The organism is Cupriavidus sp. JZ107 (genome assembly GCF_053903255.1).
The window spans coordinates 1,610,525-1,633,293 of record NZ_CP096481.1 but is presented as its reverse complement, the minus strand read 5'-3'; the positions used below and the strand labels follow the sequence as shown (position 1 = coordinate 1,633,293).

Below are 22,769 nucleotides of genomic sequence, written 5' to 3'. Positions count from 1 at the left end.
GAGTCCGTGCGACGTCGCTCCGCCGGCCGCCACTGCTCAGGGCGGCGGCCGGCGCCGGCGGGCCAGCACCGCGCCCAGGATCAGGCCGACCACCAGGGCGACCACGATCCACAGCCATGACGCGGCCGTCGGTGGCGCCGTAGCGGGCGCCGTCGGCGACCCGGGGGCGGCGGTTGGCGTCACGCCGGCCATCGTCGCGGTCAGCGCCTGCCAATCGGCTTTCGTGATCTGCGTCATGCGGGCCGCATCGGGCAGCCCGAACACGCAGATCTCGCCGCCCGGCAACTGGCAGAAGCGCTCGGCCGGGCAAGCCTTCAGGATCTGTGGGGTTTCTCCCGTGCCACACCGTGCGCCGGCGCTCTTGAGCACCTGCAGGGTGACGTCGGGATGCTTGGTCAGTTGTTCCGGCATGGTGCCTCCCGCTGACATCGGCGACGAAACGCGTCGCAAGCGCGAGGCCCCTGCCCCGCCTTACTTCCAGAACCCAGTATGGGACTGGGCCGCCTCGTCTTCCAGCATCGGACCGTGCACCTCGATCTGGCGCTGTCCTCGCGCGAAGACCTCGCGGCAAGGCAGCGAGAAAGTCGGATTCTCCGGATGGTCGCCGGTCAGCCCCAGCAAGGTGTGCTCCGACAGCGCATAGACCACGCGACCGATATTGCACCAGTAGATCGCGCCGGCGCACATGCAGCAGGGTTCGGCGCTGGTGTACAGCGTGCAGCGTGCCAACTGTTCCGGACTCAGGCGCTTGGCGGCCAGCGCCGCTGCGGCCAGCTCCGCATGCTGCGTCGGATCACCCTGCGGCGGCATCGAGTTGTTGCCGGCCGAGGCGACGATATTGCCGTGCTCGTCCGCCACGATCGCCGCGAAGGGATGGCGGCCGTTCTGCTTCGATTGCTCGGCCAGCGCGATTGACTCGCGCAGCAGCCGCAGGTCCAGTTCGGACAGCGTGGAGGTGGTGGTACGGGTCTGGGTGTCGATGGCTGGCATCGGACGATTCTCCTGGCAAAGATGCGCGTGATGGCGCGATTCGATTCGATTCAAATAGATTGCGGCCGGCATGGCCGCGTGGGATCAGGACTGGCCCGGGGCGACGGCATGCTCGCTGTCGGTCACCGCGGCCTGCGATGTCCCACGATTGAGCAACAGGTTCAGCAGCACGGCCGTGATCGCGCCGAGGAAAATGCCGCTGTCGAGCACCAGCTTCAGCGGCCCTTCGACGCGCTCGAACAGCGCCGGCAGCGACATCGGCAATACGCCCACGCTGACCGACACCGCGACGATGATCGCGTTGCGCGTGCCGTCGAACTTCACGCGCGACAGCTCCTGGATACCGGCGACCGTCGTCATGCCGAACATCACGATCGCGCAGCCGCCCAGCACCGGCCGCGGTACCGATGCAATCAGCGCGCCAAGCTTCGGGAACAGGCCCATCAGCACCATGATCGCGCCCGCCGAGGCGACGACATAGCGGCTCTTGACGTTCGAAAGCGCGATCAGCCCGGTGTTCTGCGTGAACGCGTTATAGGGAAAGCTGTTGAAGACGCCGCCCAGCATCGTCGACAACCCATCGGCGCGGAACGCGTCGCCCAGCGTGCGCTGCGTCGACGGCCGGCCGACGATGGTGCCGATCGCCAGCACATTGCCGGTGGTCTCGGCCATGATCACCAGCATCGCCAGCAGCATCACCAGCGTCGGCATCGGGGCGAACGACGGCGCGCCGAACGCGAACGGCGGGCTGATCTCGAACCAGGCGGCACGCCCGACCGCGTCGAAGCTGGTCATGCCGCAGGCCATCGCGATCGCGGTGCCCGCCAGCAGGCCGATCAGCACCGATAGATTGCCGATAAAGCCGGAGAAGCGCGCATAGACGAACAGCGTGATGGCGATCGTCGCCAGGCCGAGCAGCAGGTTCGGCGTCGCGCCAAAGTCCGGTGCCGCGGGATTGCCGCCGCCCAGCCAGATCGCCGCTGCGGGCATCAGCGTGACGCCGATGATCACGATCAGACTGCCGATCACCACCGGCGGAAACCAGCGCAGCAGCCGGCTGAACAGCGGCGCGATCGCGATGGTCAGTGCACCGGCGGCAATGACGGCACCGAACACATGGCTGAGCCCGTATTGCTGGCCGATCAGGATCATCGGCGCGATCGCGATAAACGAACAACCCTGGATCAGAGGCAGGCGCGCGCCAAAGCGCCAGAACCCCAGTGTCTGGATCAGCGTCGCGATGCCCGAGGTCAACAGATTGGCATTGATCAGCGTGACCATCTGCTGCTGGGTCAAGCCCAGCGCGCTGCCAAGAATCAGCGGCACCGCGACGGCGCCCGCGTACATCACCAGCACGTGCTGCAGGCCGAAGCTGGCCAGCTGCCGCACCGGCAATCGTTGGTCGACGGGGTGGACGGCCGGGCGGACGTCCGGGTGGTTGGCCGATTGACAGGCCGATTGATAGGCCGAGTCACCGGCCGAATGAGCGGCCGGCTCCTGCGGCATCGGTTCTGGTCCCGCCTGCTGCTGCGAATGCATCGTGGTCTCCTCCGTCTGGTCTGTGGTCCCGCGCTTTTGCGCCGGCCGGATCGGTGCGCCATAATCCGGCGGGTTTGCGCGGCGGGCCAAATCGGCAGCCATCGATTTTTTTGATAGGCAGTTTTTTGACGGGCAGGAGTCAGGCAGCGATGCGCTATTCGCTCGATCAGCTGGAAATGTTCACCCTGGTGGCCAGCACCGGCTCGTTCTCGGCCGCGGCCCGGCAGTTGCGCAAGACGCAGTCCGCGGTCAGCACCGCCATCGCCAATCTGGAGGCCGACCTCGGCCTGGTGCTGTTCGAACGCGGCGGCAAGGCGTCGACGCTGACGCCGGCCGGAGAAAAGCTGCGCAACGAGGCCGAACTGGTGCTGGAGCGCTGCCTGCAGTTGGAAGCGCATGCCAACGAGCTCGGCGAACGCGTCGAGCCGGCGCTGACGCTGGCGATCGAGGTCCCTTACTCCACCCTGATGCCGCCGCTACGCGACTTCGCCGAGCGCTTTCCGCATGTCGACCTGCAGATCCGGCATCCGCTGCATGGCGATGTGGCCGAACTGCTCGCGCGCGGCGAAGCGGACCTGGGCATCGCGTTCTCGCAGCCGGCCTACCCGCGCGATCTCGGCTTTGCCCAGATGGGCAAGCTGATCCTGTCGCATGTCGCCCACCGCGACCATCCGCTGTCGAAGCTGAAGCGCGTCGATTTCGCCGACCTGCGTGCGCACCGGCGGCTGGTGTTCAGCGGCCACAACCACAAGCTGCCCAGCAGCGAATACCTCGATGCGACGCGCTGCTGGCAGGCGGAGAGCTACGCGGCGCTGCTGGAACTGGCGCGCACGGGCCTAGGATGGACCACGCTGCCGCGGCAACTGATCCTGTCCGAGCTGGCCTCAGGGGAACTGGTCGAATTGCCGCTGACCGCTTATCCGTACACCGACTGGCTGGTTGGTGTGGATCTGATCTGGGCGAAGGCGCATGTGCTCGGCAAGGCCGGGTTGTGGTTGAAGCGCCGGCTTGGCGAGCACAAGGTGTATGAAGTGGATCGGGAGGGGAAGAGGACGACGTTGTAGCGCTATATCAGGGCGATGCAATCGCACGGGCCAGCGCTTCTTCCGTACCCCAATGGCGCAAGAAAACCAGTTCGTCAGCCTTCGACAGTTCGCCTTTGGCGCGATAGACCATCGCCGTCATCACGGCCCCAGTCTGCACCGGCCGATCCTCCGGCTCGCCAATCCCGGAGTCGCTTCGCCACTCCGCCGGAAATCGCGGCCAGCGGCATGTTGCCTGGCTCAGCTTCTGATAGAAGGTCTCCATGACGCCCGGGCGCATTTCAAGCTTGTATTGTTCAGCGCTTGGCATTCCGCAGAAAGTCGTATAGACGGGGGGAAGGTGCCTCGGAATGGCGCGATACCCTTCTGGAGCGTTCTTGGGGATGTATTCAACCGTGGGCCCCTCTTCCATGTAGAGGCGGATGTATTCCCACAGACCTGCGGTGTACTCGTATGAAGGCATGGTGGGCCCGACGAAGATCACGTCCTCGTCCTCACCGGACATGTCGGCAGGATTGGCAGGTGGGTGATATAGCGCCAGCGCTTTCAGAATCTGTCGATCCTTAGGTGCCCTACCCTCCGGAGCCAGCACAGCCAATAGCCGGTCCCAGTCATACACCTTGTTCCCACCGCAGCAGCGGGGACGCAGCACATAGACCTGTCGCGTCTTGCGATTGAAGCGGATCCGGCCGCGCGCGTACGTAAAGAACGCAGTGCGGCCCGCCATATGGTCAAAGAATATGATCAAGAGAGTCGCCGCGCCGATTGCCATTGGGAAGAACAACAACCACCCTCCCCAAAACAGCGGCGCCATATCGGGCTCGTAAGGAAGCGAAGAAAAGAATGGAACAATGGTTCCGAACAAGAGGGGGTGAACGGCCACGCTGTACCAGGCCCAGATGGCTGGCGGGCAGAATATCAATACCGTTGCTGCCGCCATCGCGTACTTCCATTGATATTCCCAACCTGGATTGGTCATCTCCAGGTAGGCATCGTTCTGGGCGTACACGGAGTGATTTGGCAGAATCACTCCCTCCTGATCCAGGCTCTCCTTGACGCTCCACAATCGCTGATCATTGAGACCGAGGCGTTCCCGGCTTCGAGCGATGGAGCCTCGGCTGCGCCAGTAGTCGTACTCACGAGGGAACATTGTCGCAGCGACTCCCGTGACTAGCCGCCTGCCCGTACCACAAACGACTGTGTCGTCGTGAACGGCACCAGGGCACCGTTACCCCGAGTTGAACAACGCATGCCGTTCATTGCCCGGCGCGCCGCGTTGTCGACCGGCTGGAATCCGGACGGCTTTTCCAGCGCGGTGCGGGCAACCGAACCATCCTCACCGATCCACACGCGCACCGTCACCGATACAGGCTTGTCGGGCAGCTCGCTGACCAGGCTCAGGCGCGGCTGCGAGCAGCCGACGTTGGGCGGCAGCCCTTCCCGATAGTTGACCGGCGCGGGCGCCGTGGGACGCGGTGAGGTTTCTTCATTGCGGCAGATCGCCTGCTGTTCCTCGAACACCTTGCGCATCGCCTGCAACGTGTTCGGCTGCGTGGCCGCGCCGGCAGACCACTTGGCTGCCAGCGGAGCGGGCAGAGCCTTGCCTACCACGGCAGATTCCTCGGGCGTCAGCCGGAAAACGAGATTGCCCGACGCCAGCCGTTCGGCTCGCGCCTGCTGGATGCGCTTGCCTTCCGGGGTATCGAGGAAGCGCGTCAGAGCAAGGAACTCGTCCCTGGAGAAATCCTCGGCGAGCGGATAGCCGATCCGGTTGGCGACGGTGCGCGGCTCCAGGGCAGACAGGCAGGCCGCGCGCGCCGGCGGCACCTTGTCGCCTTGCTGCTTCAGCGTGCCTTTTGCGGCGGCGATGACTTCGCCGGTGGCGACGGCTTCGGAGACGCGCTTCACGGCGACTCCAAAGGCATCGTCCTTAACATCAGCAGCGGCAATTTGGGCAGCAAGCGTCAACAGAACAGCTGTCAATGCCGTCCTTGGCATGCGCAAATCCGGATCACTGAAAATCGAGCCACTCCTGCCATCATCGCTACTACCGCTCCTCGATTTCATTCAATTCCCTTAGCCGCGATCTGGCCAGGAGTCATCTGTGCTCCTCCGGCCGCTTGCTCAATATGCGGCGGAAAACGCAGCGGAGAATTCGCGTTCCGTGGTTTGCGGAGTGATTCACCCTCATTAATAATGTTCCCTGTCCCCTCCATGTAACGTCTGATATGTTCCCATATCTGAAGGCAGGGCTCATCTCCCCACGTAAAATTATCCCCCACAAAAACCAGCTCCTTCAGCATGGAGGGATTATTCTCATCGCCCCACAATAGGGCCAGTTCAAACACCTGCTTAAACCCTACACCGGTAAACTGTGTCGTCTTGTAGATCCTAAAATGAGCATCATTCCAAGAGCGCACGGAGACTACAGGTTTAGTGGGACACCAGAACTTGAAGAAACGCGGAAGCCTTACCGGAAAATACGCCACCTCTTTCGTCTTTCTGTTAAACATGATCGGCCAGTCCGGGGGCGACTGCAAAAGCAGATTTCGACACCAAATTCCGGTCAAAACAATAATAATCAATGCCGTGATCACAATAGTGCAATTTATCACCGCCAACACTGATGGATAGGAGACCGCTCGTGACATTACGAACGTAAGCATCCACAGGAACAACAGGAATGAAAAACCACACAAAGCAATTGCAAACCACACCCAATAGGTCGTCGCCGCCCTCCCGAATGGCGAACCGACCAACAAGGCATCCGGATAGGCACCGACAATAGAGCCATGTGAGTTTGCATCGAGGTAGACCGGCTCATTCGCGGCCGCTTTTGCAGCGCGCACCGGATAAGTGCGTAGGCACCCGAAGCGGTTGATTAATGAATCTGGTATTTCAAAGTACCCCTCCGGCTTTCCCCATTTTTCTAAAACGACCTTCCTGGCAGCATCATCCAAAAGCATTGATTAATCTCGCAAATATTCTTCGACTATCACCACTTCATCGCCGGACGCGCTCGCAATTGGTGCGAACACCGTCACCTTTGCGTAGGCATCCTTGTATTGGAAACCGTCGACCTTCGCAGACACCACATGCTCAGCATAGCCGTCTTCTTCCCATTTCCTGTGATTTCCATGTTGCGAACCATGCTGACCACTAACGAGGGGAGCGATCTCACCGTTCCCATAATGGCGAAAGCCCGCGATCATCGACTCGCCGCGGTTACCTTTTGCATAAATTCGCATTTCCCAAGGCAGCTTCTTACTAAGCGGCTCGGGTAACTTGATGCGTAGCCGTGCCTCCTTCGTATACGTCGGCATCCCTGCGCCCATCGGAATAGGGCTCATGAATCCCATATGGCTTGAAGCTGACGACGAGGCCAAATTATCCAGTAGACTCATGCCAAATGAATAGTCCGCCTCCATGGCCAGCAACACCTTGTTTGCTTCCACAGATTCTCGCTGAATGCTGCCCCATTTTTGCGAAGCCGAGCCCCACAGCGTCTTCGCCGCCCATTTCTCCGGTGGCTTGTCCTTAAATATCATGACAACAAAGGCCACCATCACGCCTAATGCAATGAGCAATAAACCCCAGCCTGTGGCGGTAAGTCCTAACAATGTTGCCGATGATCCAGTTATAACGCCTACCGCCGCCGCCGTTGCGCCAAAATATATAAACGTTTGAATAACATAGCCGGTCAACGCCGCTTCATCTCCATCATCGTATGCTCGTCTGGCATTGATGACAGCCTGAACAAGGTCTATGGCGGTCGCTAGTGCAGTTAAAGAGCCGGCTACAAACTTTAGGCCTTGAGTAGCCAGGCCGATTCGGTTGAGGTAAACAACCCGTATTTCCAATCCAGCACCAACGAAACCCAAGCCAGCAGACAAGAGTCCTAGGGCAGCGTCATTCCGTTCGTCGTTGCTTCCTTTCGAGTAATCCTTCCACGCCTTCGCTATGACGAACAACTGTAATGCTGCAGACCCCAACGACAGAACGGCGGAGCCATGTGTCATGGTCGCGACCGTGTTTCGTGCCTTCTCTTTAACGCCTGAAAAATCAAGCGACAGTGCCATATCGGCAAGCTTTCCGCCGTAGATCTCTGCCGGCCGTACAACGTACTTTGCCGCAGCCGAGCCTACGCCCTTCGCGTGGACAAAGATGGTTTCCGGCGCACCTTTCGCAAGGAGATACACGTCAACCATTCCCATCGCAGCCATTGGCGCGCCATTCATCTCCAACGCCGTCGCACCTTGCAAAACAAGGCTCTCGACTTTGCGCTCGGCCGATTTAGTGGTCGCAGTCACCGCCTGCCGTACTTCGCCCATCATGGTATGCCATAGAGCAGCAGCCTCGCTCAATGTAACGCTAACGCGCATGAGGGTGACTGGCGAGGACTCGCCCTTGACCATCAGCGCCATTGTCGCGAGCTTTAACTTGTACCGCAGTTGCTCTGGCAAATTGCCCGCCTTTTCTAATCCAGCGGACACTGCGCTGACGATCGGGATCAAATCCTGAGCGACCTCCCGCACTACGGCCTTGAATTTTTCGCCGGGCTCTAGGTCCGCGAGAGTCTTAATGGAGTCAAAACCTTTTGACCATTGATTAGGGTCTTCGGCCCATTTTGCGAAGGTCATCTGATTGCCAAGAAGGGCGCGCCACAGCAGCGCCTCATCCATGGTGGGTTTCAACAGCAAAAAATCTTTGAAGACTTCCTGACCTCTTGCCGTCATGGGGCCGCCAAGCGTCAATTTGCAGACACATTTCGCATACGCAAGGCCGTCTGCCCGGTTTGCGGTATCGAAGTCGTTCTTCGTTACGACCTTGCGTGCGTCGCTCTGCAACCAAGCTATGTAGTCCTGCTCAACTCGCTCGCGCTTCCTTTGGTCCTCTTTGACCATTAGGTGGTACTGCTGGATAAACTCGCGATGCTTGGGGGCCTTACGTCCTCCCTGCAAATTATCCAAGACATCTCCGACCAACTCATTGGTCTGGTAATTGATTTCCCTCGCATTGGGGATATCAATTGTTCCATTCAAATTGTCGGGATACCAATGATTTGGGTTGGGCGACCTTTTCACTAGTCCCGGCTGGAACCGCGCATCAGGGGGCAATTGCTTATTAGCCACCATCGCATCGAACTGCTTTCGCGTCACGGCCTTGCCCTGCAGATGCGCGAAGCTCGCGTTGGTGCGCCTTCTGTCGGCGCCGTTCTGTTCGATGATCTTCAGCATGCCCTCAATCTGGAGAGCCGATGGCAAGAGCTCTGGGCCCTTTTTCTGGAGCCATCGGGCAGCATCATTGCAAAGCGTCAGCCTCCGTTGCGCCGCCTCAGTCGTCACGCCGACAGGATCTGGCACGCTAACAATCATCAGATTGGCGTCAGTAAACTTCTTGGACGGGTCGGCCGCCACAAGCTTGCGCGCTTCAGCCATCAAGTGCGACGCCCATTCCCGTCGTTTCTTTGGGGGCTCGTCGTCGAGTATGTGCGGCTGGTCCTTCTTTCCCTGTTTGGAGTCCTTGGCTTGTGGCTCATTCTCCGTCAGCTGATGCCCCTGAAACGGATTCCCGCGCAATGCCTCGGGGTGTGTCTGCGCAAGCTTGGGCTTATAGTCGGCGACGCATTCCTCGATGTTGAGCACCGACATGGGCAGCGAACGTTCAGCCCTTCCCGCCTTTGCGTCAATGCATGCCATGCGCTTGCTACGCAGGCTTTCATTCGCGGCATAGCGCTTGCGTACGGGCTCGCTCCACGGATGGTCGCTGAAGCCGACCCACACGCGCTGTGTATTGGCGGCGTCTGGAATGACGAACAGCATGGCGATGGCGTACGCCTCGGTCCGCTTGCAGTAAAACGCCTTCGGATCCTCGCCGGCTGCCCCCAGGGCGACCGGCGTCAGATATCCGCCCTCGTCGACATGGAACAGTTGCCAGCCACCTTGCTGCTTCAGTTCCGGCGTATGAGGATGCTCGTAGTACGCATGAAGGTAGCCCTTGCGCAGCGTTCGCATGACATAACCGGACGCGGTGAGTTTCTGATCCGCCACGCCCTTTAAAAGAGGCTCGACGTATTTCCTGCGTGCGTTGGCATAGGCCGCGTCTGCCAACCCCGGTCGCACCAGCAACACAGGCAGCCCCGTCTTCACACAGGACGGGCACCCCTGCCCGCCACAAGCCGTGGCCGTCGCCGCTGCCGCATTGGCACGCGAGCCGTAGGTCATTACTTGTCCTTCTGCCATGTCTTGGATCCGATGGTTGTGTTGCGTCGAATTGAGCGGATGAAAGCCGGACGCTGCGGCGCTATGCCGGCACTTCCGCGCGCTCCAGGTCGCGCCGGATGGCGTCCCAGCCTTCCGGGTCGGGGATTTTTTCCAGGGCCATGCCGAGCGGAATGCCTTGCTCGCGGGCCTCTTCGACCGCCCTGATGATGCGGGAGTGTTCGGTCAATCTGGGATGCAGCATCAGCTGATAGGCGCCGAGCAGCACGATGTCGGCGCTTTCTGTAAGACCGATGCCGCGAGCCGATGCGACCGCATGGTCCGCCTGCTTCAGGTAGTCTTGCGGCAGTTCGTCCTCGAAGGCGCGCCAGCCTCGCAGCATCTGCTGAACCTCTTCACAGCGGTGTGCGTGACGCCATTGCGCCTGCGACAGTTGCAGCGGCGGCATTCCTGCGGCAATGGGCGCCAGCGGAACTGGTGGCCCGACATACCGCACTACGGCACCACGCCGATCCAGTACGAGCCATTGTCGGATAGGCTGCATCAGCGACGCCTGCTGGCCGGACTCGAGCACCGGCCACATCCATTCGAGCACGCGCCGATCTGCGAGACGGAAATAGCGAATGCCGTGCCCCGGTTCGATCGGCGACATGATGTTGGCAAAATGCCGGGCCAGTGCGTCGCCGGATTCTTCGGACAGCAGCCAGCCACCGACGGCAAATCCGCGCGTGCTTTCGAGTTCCGGGTTTTCGAGCTCAGCAATGGATGCGACAACGCTGGCTTCCAGTATCTCTACCGCGGTCGCTCGCAGCCCCAGTAGGTACGGGCGTTTGTCGTGATCGATGCCCGGCCGGCGAATCGGAATGTCCCAACGCTGAAGCGCCGCCGCCTCGACGCGCTCTGCATCGATCGGCTCGTAGAGCATCGGATCGATCAGCAGGTACGCACGCAGGCTGTCGTCGGCTTGCAGCGACGTGCCGATTTGCTGGATCAGGTGGTCCGCATCGATGGCCATGGCTATAGCACCGCGCTGCCGCTGGCCGCGGCAGCATCGTCCTTGGTGGGACAAGCCTTGAGGTCGCCCTTGGCAAGGTCGGTACTTGCCTCCCCGCCCCCCGGCCCCACAAACCGATGCCCCGCCCCCTTGAACTGCACCTTCCCGGGCGCGTGCAATTCGATCTTCCCGCCCAGCACGCGAATCTGCGCCCCGGCGGCGTTCAGCAGCACATGCTGTTTGCCTTCGACCGTGACATTGGCCTGCGTCGAGGCGATCGTCACGGTGCGCTCGGCGGCGTAGCGGCTGGCGCCGGTCAGGCTGGCGACTTCGACCTTGCCGGTCGCGGCGTGAAGGGCCATGCCTTTGGCGTCGCCGCCCTTCTGGGCGGTCTGCGTACCTTGGCCACCCGCTCCGGAGGCCGCACCCGATCCGCCTTGCCCATCGGTAAACAGGCTCAAGCCATCGGCCACCGCGACGGCCAGATTGCCGCCTGCCGCCAGATTGACATGCTCGCCCGCCACCAGCGTCGCATTGGTCCCAGCGACCAGCACCGCATCGGCCGGCGTCGACAGTGCCACGCCCTTCGGGCCCGACACCACGAGATGCGGCTTGCTGTAGGCAATCGCAGAGCCGCCGTCCTCGGCCTTCGCCTCGGTACGCAGCACCTCCGCGCTGCGCTTCAGCGATTCGAGCGCCGGCAGCGCATCGGCAGCAGGCTCGCCGGGCAGCGCGGCCTTCTGCTTGGCGGCCTGCTGCGCCAGCGTGCGGGCGAGCTCCAGGCTGTCCTCGACCTGCGTCGCGGCCTGTTCGCTCTGCAGCAGCGGTTGCGTGACGCTGCCATCTTCGGCGGCGATCAGCAGGCCGGATCCGGCGCGGACGCTGCCGGAAGCGTCGGTGGCGAGCGCCGCGCCGTGGCCCAGGTCCGCCTCGCGGGCGTTGTCGCGCTGGAACAGGTGGTGGCCCAGCGTCAGCGACGTCGCGGCCTGCGTGGTCGACAGCAGCGTGCGGCTCTGGCCCTCGGTGTCGTCGAACACCAACTGGTTGTAGCCGCCGTTGCCGGTCTGGCTGGCGGTCAGCGCCTGCGTCTTGATGCCGGACAGCACGGCGTTGTGCGCGTAGGCTTTGTCCTTCTGCCCCTCGCCGGCGAACCAGGCGGGCGCATTGCCGGTCGCGTTGGCGGCGCCGGCCTGTTGCTTGTTGATCTGCGCGTCAGGCTCGCCGGCGCCGTTGTAGGCCGCGCCGACGACCACCGGCCGGTCGATATCGCCGTTGACGAACTCGACCACCACTTCCTGGCCAACGCGCGGCAGCGCGACGCCGCCCCAGTTGTCGCCGGCCACCGGCGTGGCAACGCGCAGCCAGCAGCCCAGTGCGGACTCGGCCCGGGCGTTGTCGTCGCCGGCCGGGTGAGATTGGCGGCTGGATGAACGCCCGCCGCGCTGCCAATGGAATTGCACCTTGATGCGATGGTCCCGATCGGTATGGACAGGACCGCCGTCGCCGACGACCAGTGCGGTCTGGCCGCCGCGCACGGTGGGACGCGGATGCAGCAGGCGGCCGTCGTCGCCGCGCAGCGCGGGGCGGTATGGCACGCTCGCGCGCACGGCGGTGAAGCGGTTGCGGTACAGCGGCAGCGTTTCGTTGTCGCCGGCCGGCGCCAGGCCCGTCATCGCCAGCAAGGCTTGGCCGAATCCCTCGTTGAAGTTGTTGCGGGCCTCGTGCGTAACCGACAGCACCACGAAGCGGCGGCCGTCGTCCTCGTCGCCATCGTGCTCGTAGTGATCGAGCAGCGAGAACGTGGTCGCCGGCGCCAGCGTGCGCACCGTGCCGCCGCCATGGAAGGCCTTGTTGCGAACCTCGAGCGATTCCATCGCGATGCGCGCGATGCGCTGCGCCTGCTCGGCATCCTCGAACGCGTACTGGCCGACGTAGTCGGTGTCGGTCAGCGGGCTGGCCTGTTCGCCATTGTCGTGGTGGGTGCTCAGCGTGGCGCTGCGCAGGGAGGCGGTGCGGTAGTCCCAGGTCGCCAGCTCGACCGCATTGGTCTGCCACTGGCGCTCGCCCTGCCATTCGGTGATCACGTCCTCCGAAGCGGTCGCATCGGCGCGGCCGAAGCGGATGCTGGCCTGGGCGTTGTCCTTGAATACGTCGTTGCGATCGGCGATCACCATCCGATGCAGGCCGAGGGCGTCGCCATCGGCAGCCTCGTGCTCGAAGTAGTAGAACAGCCCTTCCTCGGCCAGCAACCGCGTCACGAAGTCGAAGTCGGACTCGTCGTACTGCGTCACCACGCTGCGCTTCGGATAGATCGCGGCGTCGGCCACCGCCCAGCGCCATTCCGGCACCAGCTTGCCCTGCCCGCGGTAGTCGCCCAGCACGCTGTCGACGACTTCGATCACCGACATGTCCTGGAACAGGAAGCTGTCGCGCCGATGCCGCAGGAAGGCCAGCCACGGCTCGATCATGAGCCGGTAGCGCGCCAGACCGCCATTGGCGCCGACGCGCTCGAACACCGTCACATGGCCGTGCAACGCGCGCGGCTTGCCGCGGCTGCGCTGCGTCAGCAGATCGATGCGCACCGGCTGGCCGAGCAAGGCGGCCGGATCGAGCTTCGCGTCGTCCGACAGCGCCGACAGCTCGATACGAAAACCACCGCCATCGAGCTGTTCGCGCGCGAGCAGACGCTCGGCCAGCAGCACGTCGTCGCCCAGCGGCGTCGCTAGCCGCAGCAGCCGGTCGTGCTGGCGGAAGGCGGCGCGCAATTGCGCCGCCAGTTCATGCGCCATATCGGTCAGTACGCCCATCGCTGCCTCGACTGTGAGTTACGGTGTCAATCGACTCAATTGATTCAATTGGCCTCAATTGACCTTGTAGCGGAAGCCGCCGTTCTTGTTGACGCCGACCTTGATCTTCTGGATCGCCTCGCCCTGCGCCATCTTCGCCAGCACGGACTGCGCGATCTCGGGCAGCAGCGTGCCGTTCAGGATATGGTCGACCGCGTGCGCGCCGGTATCGACCTCGGTGCAGCGCTGCAGCACCGCCTCGGTCACGGCGTCATCCCATTCGAAGACGGCGCGGTGGTTCTGCTGCACGCGCTCGCCGATGCGGCGCAGCTTCAGCTCGATGATCTCGACCAGCGTGTCGTCGCTGATCGGGTAGTACGGCACGACCTTGGTCCGCCCGATAAACGCCGGCTTGAAGGTCTTGTACAGCGTCGGGCGTAGCGCCTCGGTCAGCGCGTCGGCGTCCGGCAGTTCTTCGGCCGACTTGTTGAGGCAGGCCTGCATGATCGAGGCCGAGCCCGCGTTCGAGGTCAGGATGATGATGGTGTTGCGGAAGTCGATGGTCCGGCCCTCGGCGTCCTCCATCCAGCCCTTGTCGAAGACCTGGAAGAACATCTCCAGCACGTCCGGATGCGCCTTCTCGATTTCGTCGAGCAGCACCACGCTGTACGGGTTGCGGCGCACCGCCTCGGTCAGCACCCCGCCCTCGCCATAGCCGACATAGCCCGGCGGCGAGCCCTTGAGCCCCGACACGCTGTGGGCCTCCTGGTACTCGCTCATATTGATGGTGATCAGCTTGCGCTCGCCCCCGTACAGGATGTCGGCCAGCGCCAGCGCGGTCTCGGTCTTGCCAACGCCGGACGGGCCGACGAACAGGAACACGCCGCGCGGCTTGTGCGGGTCCTCCAGATTGGCCGCCGCGGTACGCACGCGCTGCGCCACCGCTTCGAGCGCGTGCGGCTGGCCGACCACGCGCTCCTCGAGCAGCGGCTTCAGGTTCATCACCGTGTGCAGCTCGTCCTTGACCATGCGGCCCAGCGGAATGCCGGTCCAGGCCGAGACGATCTCGGAAACGACCTGGCCGTCGACCTGGATCGGCACCAGCGGCGTTTCCCCCTGCAGTTCGCGCAGTTCAGCCTTCAGGCGCGACAGTTCGTCGGCCGGGGCCGCCGGCGCGGCGGCCTTGCGACGGCGCCCGGCGGCGGGCGCGATATCGCTGTTGGCAGCGACCGGATCGGCTTCCTCTGCAGCGCTATCGGCGGTCGCCTCACCGGCACCCGCATCGCGCGAACGCAGCAGCGCGACAATCCGTTCGACCAGCTCGCGTTCGCGTGCGAGCCGTTCGTTACCCGCGGCAATGCGCTCGCGCAGCGTCTGCTCCTGCTTCTGCAACTCGGCCAACCGTGCCTGATGCTGTCCGCCGGTCGTCAGCTCGCGTTGCAGCGCGCCGATCTCGACGGTCAGGCGCTCCAGCGCCTTCTGGTCCTGTTCGATCTCGGCAGGCGTGGCGCTCTGCGCCAGCGCGACCTTGGCGCAGGCGGTGTCGAGCACGCTGACGGCCTTGTCCGGCAATTGCCGGCCGCTGATATAGCGGTGCGACAACCGCACCGCCTCGGTGATCGCCTCGTCGAGCACGCGCACGTCGAAGTGCCGCTCCATCAGGCCGACCATGCCGCGCAGCATCGCCGAGGCCAGCGCTTCGTCCGGCTCCTCGACCTTGACGACCTGGAAGCGCCGCGCCAGCGCGGCATCCTTCTCGAAGTACTTCTTGTATTCGGCCCAGGTCGTGGCCGCGATCGTACGCAGCTCGCCGCGCGCCAGCGCGGGCTTCAGCAGATTGGCGGCGTCGTTCTGGCCGGCCTGCCCGCCCGCCCCGATGATGGTGTGGGCCTCGTCGATGAACAGGATGATCGGCTGCGGGCTGCGCTTGACCTCGTCGATCACATTGCGCAGCCGGTTCTCGAATTCGCCCTTGACGCTGGCGCCGGCCTGCAGCAGGCCCATGTCCAGCGTACGCAGTGCAACGCCGCGCAGCGGCGGCGGCACGTCATCGGCAGCGATGCGCAACGCCAGCCCTTCGACCACCGCGGTCTTGCCGACGCCGGCCTCGCCGGTCAGGATCGGGTTGTTCTGCCGGCGGCGCATCAGGATGTCGATCATCTGGCGGATCTCGGCGTCGCGGCCGATCACCGGATCGATGCGGCCGTCGCGCGCGGCGGCGGTCAGGTCGACGGTGTACTGGTCCAGCGCCGGGGTCTTCGACAGCGCGCCCTGCCCCAAGGGCTCGTCGGCCGCCGCGGCGCCGGCGTCCGCGAACGCCACGGCCTGCTCGGCCTCTTCCGAGCCCTTGGTCAAGACGGCCAGTTCATGCTTGAGGCGCTCGACCGGGAACTGGCCGAAACGTTTGGAGCCGCGCTCGGCCAGCGGCGCCAGGCTCGGCTCGGTCAGCAGCGCCAGCAGCAGATGGCCGGAGCGGATGCGCGTGGTCTGCGAATCGAGCGAGGCGATCAGCCAGGCATGCTCGAACAGCTTCGGCAGCCACGGCGAGAACGCCGGCGTGCGCCCATTGCCGGTCTGGAAGCGGCCCAGCTCCCTGTCCAGATCGCTTTGCAGCGCGGCCGGATCGATGCCGCTCGCCCTGGCCGCGACCGACACGTCGCTGCGGGGATTCTCCAGCAGCGCCAGGAACAGATGCTCCAGGTCGACCTCATAGTGGCCGCGCGCCATGCACAGCGAGGCGGCCCGTTCGGCGGCCTGCCGGCTGGTGGCATTGAGCTTGGCGATCAGCGTCTTCAAGGGGGTGGCCATGATGGCTCGGCTCCGGTCTATCAATGAATGGGCGACAGCGTGTAATGCGCGTCGCTGCGATCCTGCGTGGCGGGTCGCGAAACGAGGAAGGTGTCCCAGCCGACATGGCCGCTGCCTGCGGCGCCGAGCCGGGACCCGGTCACGTCCTGCCGGCGCAGGATCGGTTTGACTTCGTATTCGAGCGTGGCGCCGCCCAGCACGGTCAGCATCTTGCGAAGCGCCAGCGCGCCCTCGGCGCCGGGCAGGAAGGCGCGGTACTGCTCGCGCGCCAGCGGCCCGATCCAGACGCGCACCCGCAGATCGCGCTGCCAGACCCGCTGACCGGCCAGCGCGGTGGCGCCGAGCACGTTATTGACGCCGCCCAGCCGCGACCACTGCGACGGCGGCACCCGATACCAGCCGCCGACGAACTGCTCGACGCGGAACGGCACGCGGAAATAGTCGGCCAGCACCTGCTGCAGATACGACGCCGACATCGGCCGATGCCGCACTGCCGTCGCATAGCCGGCGACCGCTTCGTCGTGGATGGTCCCCGGCGTCTCGTGCAGGCCGCGGCGGACGCCCGCATCGGCGACGCCGGCCAGCGACAGCAGCAGCGGCAGGTAGTGGCGAGTGCGGTCGACCTCGTGCTGGAACGGCAGCCGGTATTTCTTCCACGCCAGATAGAACAGCGCGGCGGCGCGGTTCGAGAAGATATCGAAGAAGGCGCGCGCAGCGCCGTCGCGGCGCATTGTCTCGCGCTCGGCCACCACTTCGGTGTAGTGCAGCGGCAGCGCGCCCTGCCCGCCCAGCATGCCGAAGAAGGCCGGCGTCACGACCACGTCGTCGAGCGGGCGTTGTGCCAGCGCCTCGGCGAAGCCGGCATCGCTGTCGAGCGCCTCCTTGGCGAGGCTACCCGCCTCGATCTGCACGATTTCGCTGGCCGGGAATGACAGCGACAGCGCGTTGGGAAAGCGCACGCGCGTGGCGAGCTGGTGCTCGGGAGTGTCGGCGACGCGCGCGATGGCATTGCCGTTCACTGCCCCGTTCACCGTGCGATTCGCCACGCCGTTGGCCGCGCCATGCACGCCGCCATTGGCATCGCCCTGCGCCCGGCCCTGACGGGCGAACTGAATCTGCAGCAGCCGCACCGCCTGGAAGAACTGGAAGCGATACGGCTGCCGCAGCAGCCGCCGTATCACACCAGGATCGATTCGCCGCTTCGGGGAGCGCATTGGATCAATTCCTTGCCGGTGCGGCGCGAGACGGCGACGAGCTGCACGAAGCTGTTCAGATGGACGTACAGACCGAAGAAATGGTCCATCACGCGGATGAAGCGGTGCAGGCCGGTGCCGACAAAGGCTTCCTCGTCCAGCGTCAGGCGGACTTGCAGGCCGCGCACGAACGTCGCGAACGGCTTGCCGGCCAGCCACTGGGTGGTGGGCTGATAGTCCAGTCCGACGATGCCTTCGATCTGCCGCGCCGAGATGCCGCTGCGGGCCAGGTCATGCAGGCGCAGCATCTCCTTGAGCGCCGGCAGGCCGTCCTGCACCAGCGACAGATGGTTCAGCGCCAGCAGCGAGATCAGGCGCCATTGCGCCGCGCGGCCGCCCGGCAGCCGCAGCGACGGCGTCGGCTTGCGCAGGAACGTGATCTGCCGCGCGATCGATGTGCCTTCCATCGTCAGATCGCCGTCGGCATGGCCGAACGACAGGCTGGCCGGCAGATCGCGATTGGTGCAGGTGACGTCGATGCTCAGCGTATCGGTCTGCGGCTGCGCCGGATCGAAATCCAGGTCGACGATCGAGATCTCGGTTTCGTAGCCGGGACTGCGGCGCGCCACCAGCTCGTCGCGCCGCGCCAGCCAGAAATGGCCAGCGCGGTTCGGATCGTCGGCGTGGTGCAGCGAATAGAACGGCCGGAATTCGATCACGTCGTTGCCATTGGCGGTCTCGCGCACCAGATGAACGCGGTCGATCGAATAGATGTCGTAGCCGTGCGCGCGGCGGCCGTCGGCCACCACCGGATAGGCGCTGGCCGTATGCTCGATGCGGATCGGGTCGGCCTTCTGTGCGAACAGGTTGACCACCGGTGTGCAATGCAGCCGCAGATGCTCGGCCTGCAGGCTCTCCAGCAGGCGCGCGGTGTGCGAGTCGCTGCGGATGTCCGTCATCACCAGATGCAGCTGCAGGCGCCGGGTGTTGCCGCCGGCCGGCCCCAGCGCGCGCCGCAGTGCCGCCAGGTCGATGTCGACGAAGTTGAATTTCTCGGCGAAGGCGAAGTGTTCGGACAGCAGCCGGTAGGCGGGATGCGAGCGCGCCGGCGTGTCGATCAGCGCCTCGTCGGGGGCAAAACCCACCTCGCGCAGCGGCACGGCGGACAGCCGCTGCCAGACGCCAGGCCTCGGGCCTTCGAGATACGCTGCCGCGGTATGCAGGAACAGCGCGTCGCCGAGCGCGGCGACGAAGGACGGCTCGCCGTCCAGATAGACCCGCAGCGTATCGAGCGCCAGCGTGTCGAAACCGCCCCGCTCGCCCTGGTATTCGAGCGAGACCGTCAATGCACCGGTTGCGCCCTTGGGCAGCACGGTGGCGGCCGGCGCCACCGCCGCGCCCCGATAGCTGGCCTCGGCAATGCGGACCGGGGCAAACGTCACGTCGTACGCGGTACGAAAGCGGCATTCGACCCGGTTGACCGGCCGCGTGCTCAGCATCGTGCCGCGCGGCACCGTCATCGGCGCGGACAACTGCGCGGCCGCGCCACGGACGTCGAAGTGCGCGATGGAGCAGGACGGAAACGGCCGCAGGTAATGCGGATACATGACCTCCAGCAGCGCTTCGGTCAGTTCCGGGTAGTCGTCGTCGAGCTTCTTGCTGATGCGCGCCGTCAGGAAGGCGAAGGACTCGACCATCCGCTCGACGTGCGGATCGTCGCAACCGTCGGCCGACATGGCGAGCCGCCCCGCGATCTTCGGATATCGCTCGGCGAAGTCGCGCGAATACCGGCGCAGGTAGGCCAGTTCACGCTCGTAGTAAGGCAGTAGCTCTTCCATGGCTGCTCGGCGGTCGGTGCGTGGCGGTGGCGGGTTGGATTGGCTCGGGCATGGATTGGGACAATGACCCGTTCATGGATCCGTGCATGGACCCGTTCATGGGTCAAGGACCATGCGCCTGCCCTGTCAGGTTCGTCCGCGCGTCACCGAGTACTGCAGCGTCGACGGCTGCAGCAACGCATCGAAGCTCACTGGCTCCCGCGCCGGCCCCACCAGCAGCATGGCGGTGATGCCGAAGCACAACGCATTGGTGTTGCGCTCGCTGACATCCAGCGACACGGTGACATTGCGCAGCCGCGGCTCGTGGCGCTCGATGGCCTTGGTCAGCGACTGGCAGATGTAGTTGCGGTCGTAGTAGCTGGCCAGACTGAGCCCGGCGAAATCATTGAGCCCGTACGTCAGCAGCGAACGCTTGCACTCCGGCAGGCCGCTCAACTGCGCTTCGTCGATCACGATGCGCGTATTGAGCAACGCCTCGATGTCGCGCGCCACCGTCGACTTCAGCTCCTCGAGCGTCAGCTGCCGCATCGCGGTGGGCAGCGGCGCGTGGGGCTCGTCGTCGAACAGCTTGTCGAGCAGACTCGGTTCGAAACCTTTCATGGCAAGCGCCGGCACCCCGGCAACCCGCGCGTTGCCGCGCCGAATCGCCAGGATGCCGGCATTCGCTTCAACCGATCATCGGCCAGCATCGCCCCCAAGGAACGGCATCAGACCGAGTAGGTCTTGTCGTTCTTGGTCAGGCTCCAGGCGCCCTGCGAGTTGCCGCCCTGGTTGCCGCCGATCTTCTGCTGGGTGTACTTCCACTGCACCGCGGCGTACTTCAGCGAGAACTTGTCGGTCGGCAGGCCTTCGGCCGCGACCTTCGCATCCACCGCGCCCAGGATCGCGTTCTTCAGCTTGATTTCCAGGTACTTGACGCGCTTGCCTTCGCCGTCCGCGCGCATGAAGTCGATCGTGACCTCGTCGAAGGTCGTGCCGCCCGACGCGTGCTGATACAGCAGCGGGCTCACCACGTCCATGTCCTTGGTAAAGATCATTTCGCCGTGCTCGCAGCGCTCGGCGGTGTGACCGCCAGCGGTCGAAGCGGTCGCCGAACGCGGCTGCTTGATGTTGTGCTCCCAGCTGAGGACTTCGATCCAGTCCTTGTGGTCCTTGTCCTGGGATTCACCCTTGATGGCGGGATTACCGAACTTGACGTAGATATCCTTCATGAGACCCTCGATGAGATAGTGGCTTTGTTTCGCCTTAGAAAGTACTGCTGCCTCGGCCGTCGGACGCCGGCACAATGCCGGCACCGACGGCAACCGGTTACGAGTTGGCGGCCTGCGGCAGGTCGGCGACCAGGCGCAGCGAAATCGACAGCTCGTCGAGTTGGAAATGCGGACGCAGGAAGGCTACCGAACGGTAAGCGCCGGGCTTGCCCGGGATTTCGGAAACCTGGATCGACGCCTCGCGCAGCGGGAACTGCGCCTTCTGCTCCTGGCTGGCGTTGTCGTCCAGCAGAACGTATTGCGAGATCCAGCGGTTAAGGAAGCTTTCAACGTTCTGGGCCGAAGCAAAGCTGCCGATCTTGTCGCGCATCATCGCCTTCAGGTAATGAGCGACGCGCGAGACCGAGAAGATGTACTGCAGCTGGGCGGACAGCACCGCGTTGGCATTGGCGCTGTCGGTGTTGTACTTCTTCGGCTTCTGCACCGACTGCGCGGCGAAGAAGGCCGCGTAGTCGGAATTCTTGCAATGGACCAGCGGGATGAAGCCCAGGTCGCTGAGCTCCTTCTCGCGGCGGTCGGTGATCGCGATCTCGGTCGGGCACTTGAGCGCGATCTCGCCGTCGTCGGTCTTGAAGGTGTGGGTCGGCAGGTCTTCCACCAGGCCGCCACCCTCGACGCCGCGAATCGCCGCGCACCAGCCGAAGTCCTCGAACGCCGCGGTCAGCCGCGCGCCGAAGGCCCAGGCGGCGTTGCACCACAGGTACTTGCTGTGGTCGGTGCCGTCGACGTCCTCGACGAAGTTGAAGCCCTCGACCGTGGTGCCGTCCTTCGGGTTGTACGGCAGACGGCCCAGGAAGCGCGGCATCGTCAGGCCGACGTAGCGCGAATCCTCGGACTCGCGGAACGACTTCCACTTGGCGTATTCGACAGTGTCGAACACCTTGGCCAGGTCACGCGGCTTGCCCAGGTCGGCGAACGACTCCAGCCCGAACAGCTCCGGCGAGGCCGAGGCGATGAACGGCGCATGCGCGGCCGAGGCGACGTGCGACATCTGCTCGATGAAGTAGATGTCTTCCGGCTGGCGCGTGATCTCATAGTCGCCGATCAGCGCGCCGAACGGTGCGCCGCCGAAGGTGCCGAACTCTTCCTCGTAGACCTTCTTGAACAGCGCGCTCTGGTCGAAATCGATCGCGGTCTTGAAGTCGCGCACCAGGTCGCGCTTGGTCGCATTCAGCGCCTTGATCTTAATCATCGTGCCGGTCTGCGTTTCCTTGACCAGGTACGACATGCCGCGCCAGGTGCTTTCCAGCTTCTGGAATTCCGGTGCGTGCATCACGGCGCTCAACTGCGCCGAGATCAGGCGGTCCAGCTCGGCCACGCGGGCATCGAGCGTCGCCGACAGGTTGTCCGACACCACCACGGTGCCGTCCAGCACTTCCTTGACCAGCTCGCCGATGATGTCCTTGGCGCGCGCGTGTTCGGCGTCGGACTTGGCGACACGACTCTGCTCGACGATCTCGTCGAGCAGGCTGGCATTGGCAACGGGCGCCGCCTGCGCGGCGACTGCGGCTTGCGTCTCAGGCATCCTGACCACCCTTCGGTTCCTTGCCGCCATGGCCGAGCTGCTGCAGCTTCTCGGTATTGGTGAGCACTTCGCTAAGCAGATCTTCGAGCTTGTCGTTGCCGGCGAGCTTGTTGCGCAGGTCGGCCAGCTTCGAGCGGGCCTCGAGCAGCTTGCGCAGCGGCTCGATCTGGTCGACCACGGCTTCCGGGCTGAAATCGTCGAGCGAGCGGAATTTCAGGTCGACGCCGAACTTGCCGCCATCCTCGGACAGCTTGTTGGGGACCTGAAAAGCCGCGCGCGGCTCGACCGCCGACATCACGTCGTCGAAGTTGTCCCGATCGATATTGACGAACTTGCGGTCGCGCAGCTTGGGCAACGCGACTTCCGACTGGCCGGACAGGTCCGCTACCACGCCGACGACGAAGGGCAATTCCTTCTGCTCGATGGCGTCGCCCTTCTCGACGTCATAGGTGAGCTGCACCCGGGGCGGACGCACCTTCTGCAGACGCTTCTGCACGCTTTCCTTCTTGGCCATGCGGATTCTCCGGTTGTTCCGGTCGTGTTTGTCGGGGTGTTCGGGAC

17 protein-coding genes are annotated in these 22,769 nt (G+C 64.2%); 1 reads left to right on the top strand and 16 read right to left on the bottom strand.

The window, feature by feature from the left end:
- Positions 1-36 precede the first annotated feature (36 nt).
- The 3 genes from M1D55_RS16785 to M1D55_RS16775 all read right to left on the bottom strand — a co-directional run bounded on the left by M1D55_RS16785 (position 37) and on the right by M1D55_RS16775 (position 2,529).
- Positions 37-411, bottom strand: coding sequence for a Clp protease/crotonase-like domain-containing protein (locus tag M1D55_RS16785; protein ID WP_232205691.1), 375 nt, complete (start codon positions 409-411; stop codon positions 37-39).
- 60 nt (positions 412-471) lie between these two features.
- The gene (locus M1D55_RS16780) at positions 472-990 is read right to left on the bottom strand and encodes a nucleoside deaminase (RefSeq protein WP_043437575.1); all 519 of its coding nucleotides are present in this window, start codon (positions 988-990) and stop codon (positions 472-474) included.
- An 84-nt stretch (positions 991-1,074) separates the two neighbouring features.
- Positions 1,075-2,529, bottom strand: a complete 1,455-nt coding sequence (locus tag M1D55_RS16775) for a nucleobase:cation symporter-2 family protein (protein ID WP_456282665.1) — start codon at positions 2,527-2,529, stop codon at positions 1,075-1,077.
- A 149-nt stretch (positions 2,530-2,678) separates the two neighbouring features.
- Between M1D55_RS16775 and M1D55_RS16770 the strand changes: the two genes are divergently transcribed.
- Positions 2,679-3,593: a LysR family transcriptional regulator gene (locus tag M1D55_RS16770; protein WP_053821903.1), complete on the top strand. Its 915-nt coding sequence runs from the start codon at positions 2,679-2,681 to the stop codon at positions 3,591-3,593.
- 7 nt (positions 3,594-3,600) lie between these two features.
- On the opposite strand, the gene M1D55_RS16765 is transcribed toward M1D55_RS16770, so the two are convergent.
- From M1D55_RS16765 to tssB, 13 genes are all read right to left on the bottom strand, one after another.
- Positions 3,601-4,722: a DUF6708 domain-containing protein gene (locus M1D55_RS16765; RefSeq protein ID WP_456282664.1), complete on the bottom strand. Its 1,122-nt coding sequence runs from the start codon at positions 4,720-4,722 to the stop codon at positions 3,601-3,603.
- Positions 4,723-4,742: 20 nt separating this feature from the next.
- Positions 4,743-5,570, bottom strand: a complete 828-nt coding sequence (locus tag M1D55_RS16760) for an energy transducer TonB (RefSeq protein ID WP_456282663.1) — start codon at positions 5,568-5,570, stop codon at positions 4,743-4,745.
- 65 nt (positions 5,571-5,635) lie between these two features.
- Positions 5,636-6,538, bottom strand: a complete 903-nt coding sequence (locus tag M1D55_RS16755) for a DUF6708 domain-containing protein (RefSeq protein WP_456282662.1) — start codon at positions 6,536-6,538, stop codon at positions 5,636-5,638.
- 3 nt (positions 6,539-6,541) lie between these two features.
- Complete coding sequence (locus M1D55_RS16750; RefSeq protein WP_456282661.1) at positions 6,542-9,796, bottom strand: T6SS effector BTH_I2691 family protein; 3,255 nt, start codon at positions 9,794-9,796, stop codon at positions 6,542-6,544.
- Positions 9,797-9,875: 79 nt separating this feature from the next.
- The gene (locus M1D55_RS16745; RefSeq protein ID WP_456282660.1) at positions 9,876-10,808 is read right to left on the bottom strand and encodes a DUF4123 domain-containing protein; all 933 of its coding nucleotides are present in this window, start codon (positions 10,806-10,808) and stop codon (positions 9,876-9,878) included.
- Positions 10,809-10,810: 2 nt separating this feature from the next.
- Entirely contained in the window at positions 10,811-13,594 is a 2,784-nt protein-coding gene (locus M1D55_RS16740) for a type VI secretion system Vgr family protein (protein WP_456282659.1), read from the bottom strand.
- Positions 13,595-13,648: 54 nt separating this feature from the next.
- Positions 13,649-16,381, bottom strand: a complete 2,733-nt coding sequence (gene tssH / locus M1D55_RS16735) for a type VI secretion system ATPase TssH (RefSeq protein WP_456282658.1) — start codon at positions 16,379-16,381, stop codon at positions 13,649-13,651.
- Positions 16,382-16,401: 20 nt separating this feature from the next.
- Positions 16,402-17,595, bottom strand: a complete 1,194-nt coding sequence (gene tssG, locus M1D55_RS16730) for a type VI secretion system baseplate subunit TssG (protein ID WP_456282657.1) — start codon at positions 17,593-17,595, stop codon at positions 16,402-16,404.
- Positions 17,559-19,412 carry a type VI secretion system baseplate subunit TssF gene (gene tssF, locus M1D55_RS16725; protein WP_456282656.1) on the bottom strand — a complete coding sequence of 618 codons (1,854 nt, stop codon included), beginning with the start codon at positions 19,410-19,412 and terminating at the stop codon, positions 17,559-17,561. Before tssF ends, tssG begins: the two co-directional genes overlap by 37 nt.
- 126 nt (positions 19,413-19,538) lie before the next feature.
- Entirely contained in the window at positions 19,539-20,012 is a 474-nt protein-coding gene (gene tssE, locus M1D55_RS16720) for a type VI secretion system baseplate subunit TssE (protein WP_023263644.1), read from the bottom strand.
- A gap of 107 nt (positions 20,013-20,119) precedes the next feature.
- A complete protein-coding gene (locus M1D55_RS16715; protein ID WP_006577978.1) occupies positions 20,120-20,623 on the bottom strand; it encodes an Hcp family type VI secretion system effector in 504 nt (167 codons plus the stop codon).
- A gap of 97 nt (positions 20,624-20,720) precedes the next feature.
- The gene (tssC, locus tag M1D55_RS16710; RefSeq protein WP_006577977.1) at positions 20,721-22,208 is read right to left on the bottom strand and encodes a type VI secretion system contractile sheath large subunit; all 1,488 of its coding nucleotides are present in this window, start codon (positions 22,206-22,208) and stop codon (positions 20,721-20,723) included.
- Positions 22,201-22,722 (bottom strand): type VI secretion system contractile sheath small subunit, encoded by a 522-nt coding sequence (gene tssB / locus M1D55_RS16705; protein WP_006577976.1) that lies wholly within the window; start codon positions 22,720-22,722, stop codon positions 22,201-22,203. Before tssB ends, tssC begins: the two co-directional genes overlap by 8 nt.
- Between the last annotated feature and the right edge of the window lie 47 nt (positions 22,723-22,769).

What these genes read in the sequence shown, in the direction of transcription:
- M1D55_RS16785 (WP_232205691.1), bottom strand. Translation starts at nt 411, where the DNA reads ATGCCGGAACAACTGACCAAGCATCCCGACGTCACCCTGCAGGTGCTC.
- M1D55_RS16780 (WP_043437575.1), bottom strand. Translation starts at nt 990, where the DNA reads ATGCCAGCCATCGACACCCAGACCCGTACCACCACCTCCACGCTGTCC.
- M1D55_RS16775 (WP_456282665.1), bottom strand. Translation starts at nt 2,529, where the DNA reads ATGCATTCGCAGCAGCAGGCGGGACCAGAACCGATGCCGCAGGAGCCG.
- M1D55_RS16770 (WP_053821903.1), top strand. Translation starts at nt 2,679, where the DNA reads ATGCGCTATTCGCTCGATCAGCTGGAAATGTTCACCCTGGTGGCCAGC.
- M1D55_RS16765 (WP_456282664.1), bottom strand. Translation starts at nt 4,722, where the DNA reads ATGTTCCCTCGTGAGTACGACTACTGGCGCAGCCGAGGCTCCATCGCT.
- M1D55_RS16760 (WP_456282663.1), bottom strand. Translation starts at nt 5,570, where the DNA reads ATGCCAAGGACGGCATTGACAGCTGTTCTGTTGACGCTTGCTGCCCAA.
- M1D55_RS16755 (WP_456282662.1), bottom strand. Translation starts at nt 6,538, where the DNA reads ATGCTTTTGGATGATGCTGCCAGGAAGGTCGTTTTAGAAAAATGGGGA.
- M1D55_RS16750 (WP_456282661.1), bottom strand. Translation starts at nt 9,796, where the DNA reads ATGACCTACGGCTCGCGTGCCAATGCGGCAGCGGCGACGGCCACGGCT.
- M1D55_RS16745 (WP_456282660.1), bottom strand. Translation starts at nt 10,808, where the DNA reads ATGGCCATCGATGCGGACCACCTGATCCAGCAAATCGGCACGTCGCTG.
- M1D55_RS16740 (WP_456282659.1), bottom strand. Translation starts at nt 13,594, where the DNA reads ATGGGCGTACTGACCGATATGGCGCATGAACTGGCGGCGCAATTGCGC.
- tssH (WP_456282658.1), bottom strand. Translation starts at nt 16,381, where the DNA reads ATGGCCACCCCCTTGAAGACGCTGATCGCCAAGCTCAATGCCACCAGC.
- tssG (WP_456282657.1), bottom strand. Translation starts at nt 17,595, where the DNA reads ATGCGCTCCCCGAAGCGGCGAATCGATCCTGGTGTGATACGGCGGCTG.
- tssF (WP_456282656.1), bottom strand. Translation starts at nt 19,412, where the DNA reads ATGGAAGAGCTACTGCCTTACTACGAGCGTGAACTGGCCTACCTGCGC.
- tssE (WP_023263644.1), bottom strand. Translation starts at nt 20,012, where the DNA reads ATGAAAGGTTTCGAACCGAGTCTGCTCGACAAGCTGTTCGACGACGAG.
- M1D55_RS16715 (WP_006577978.1), bottom strand. Translation starts at nt 20,623, where the DNA reads ATGAAGGATATCTACGTCAAGTTCGGTAATCCCGCCATCAAGGGTGAA.
- tssC (WP_006577977.1), bottom strand. Translation starts at nt 22,208, where the DNA reads ATGCCTGAGACGCAAGCCGCAGTCGCCGCGCAGGCGGCGCCCGTTGCC.
- tssB (WP_006577976.1), bottom strand. Translation starts at nt 22,722, where the DNA reads ATGGCCAAGAAGGAAAGCGTGCAGAAGCGTCTGCAGAAGGTGCGTCCG.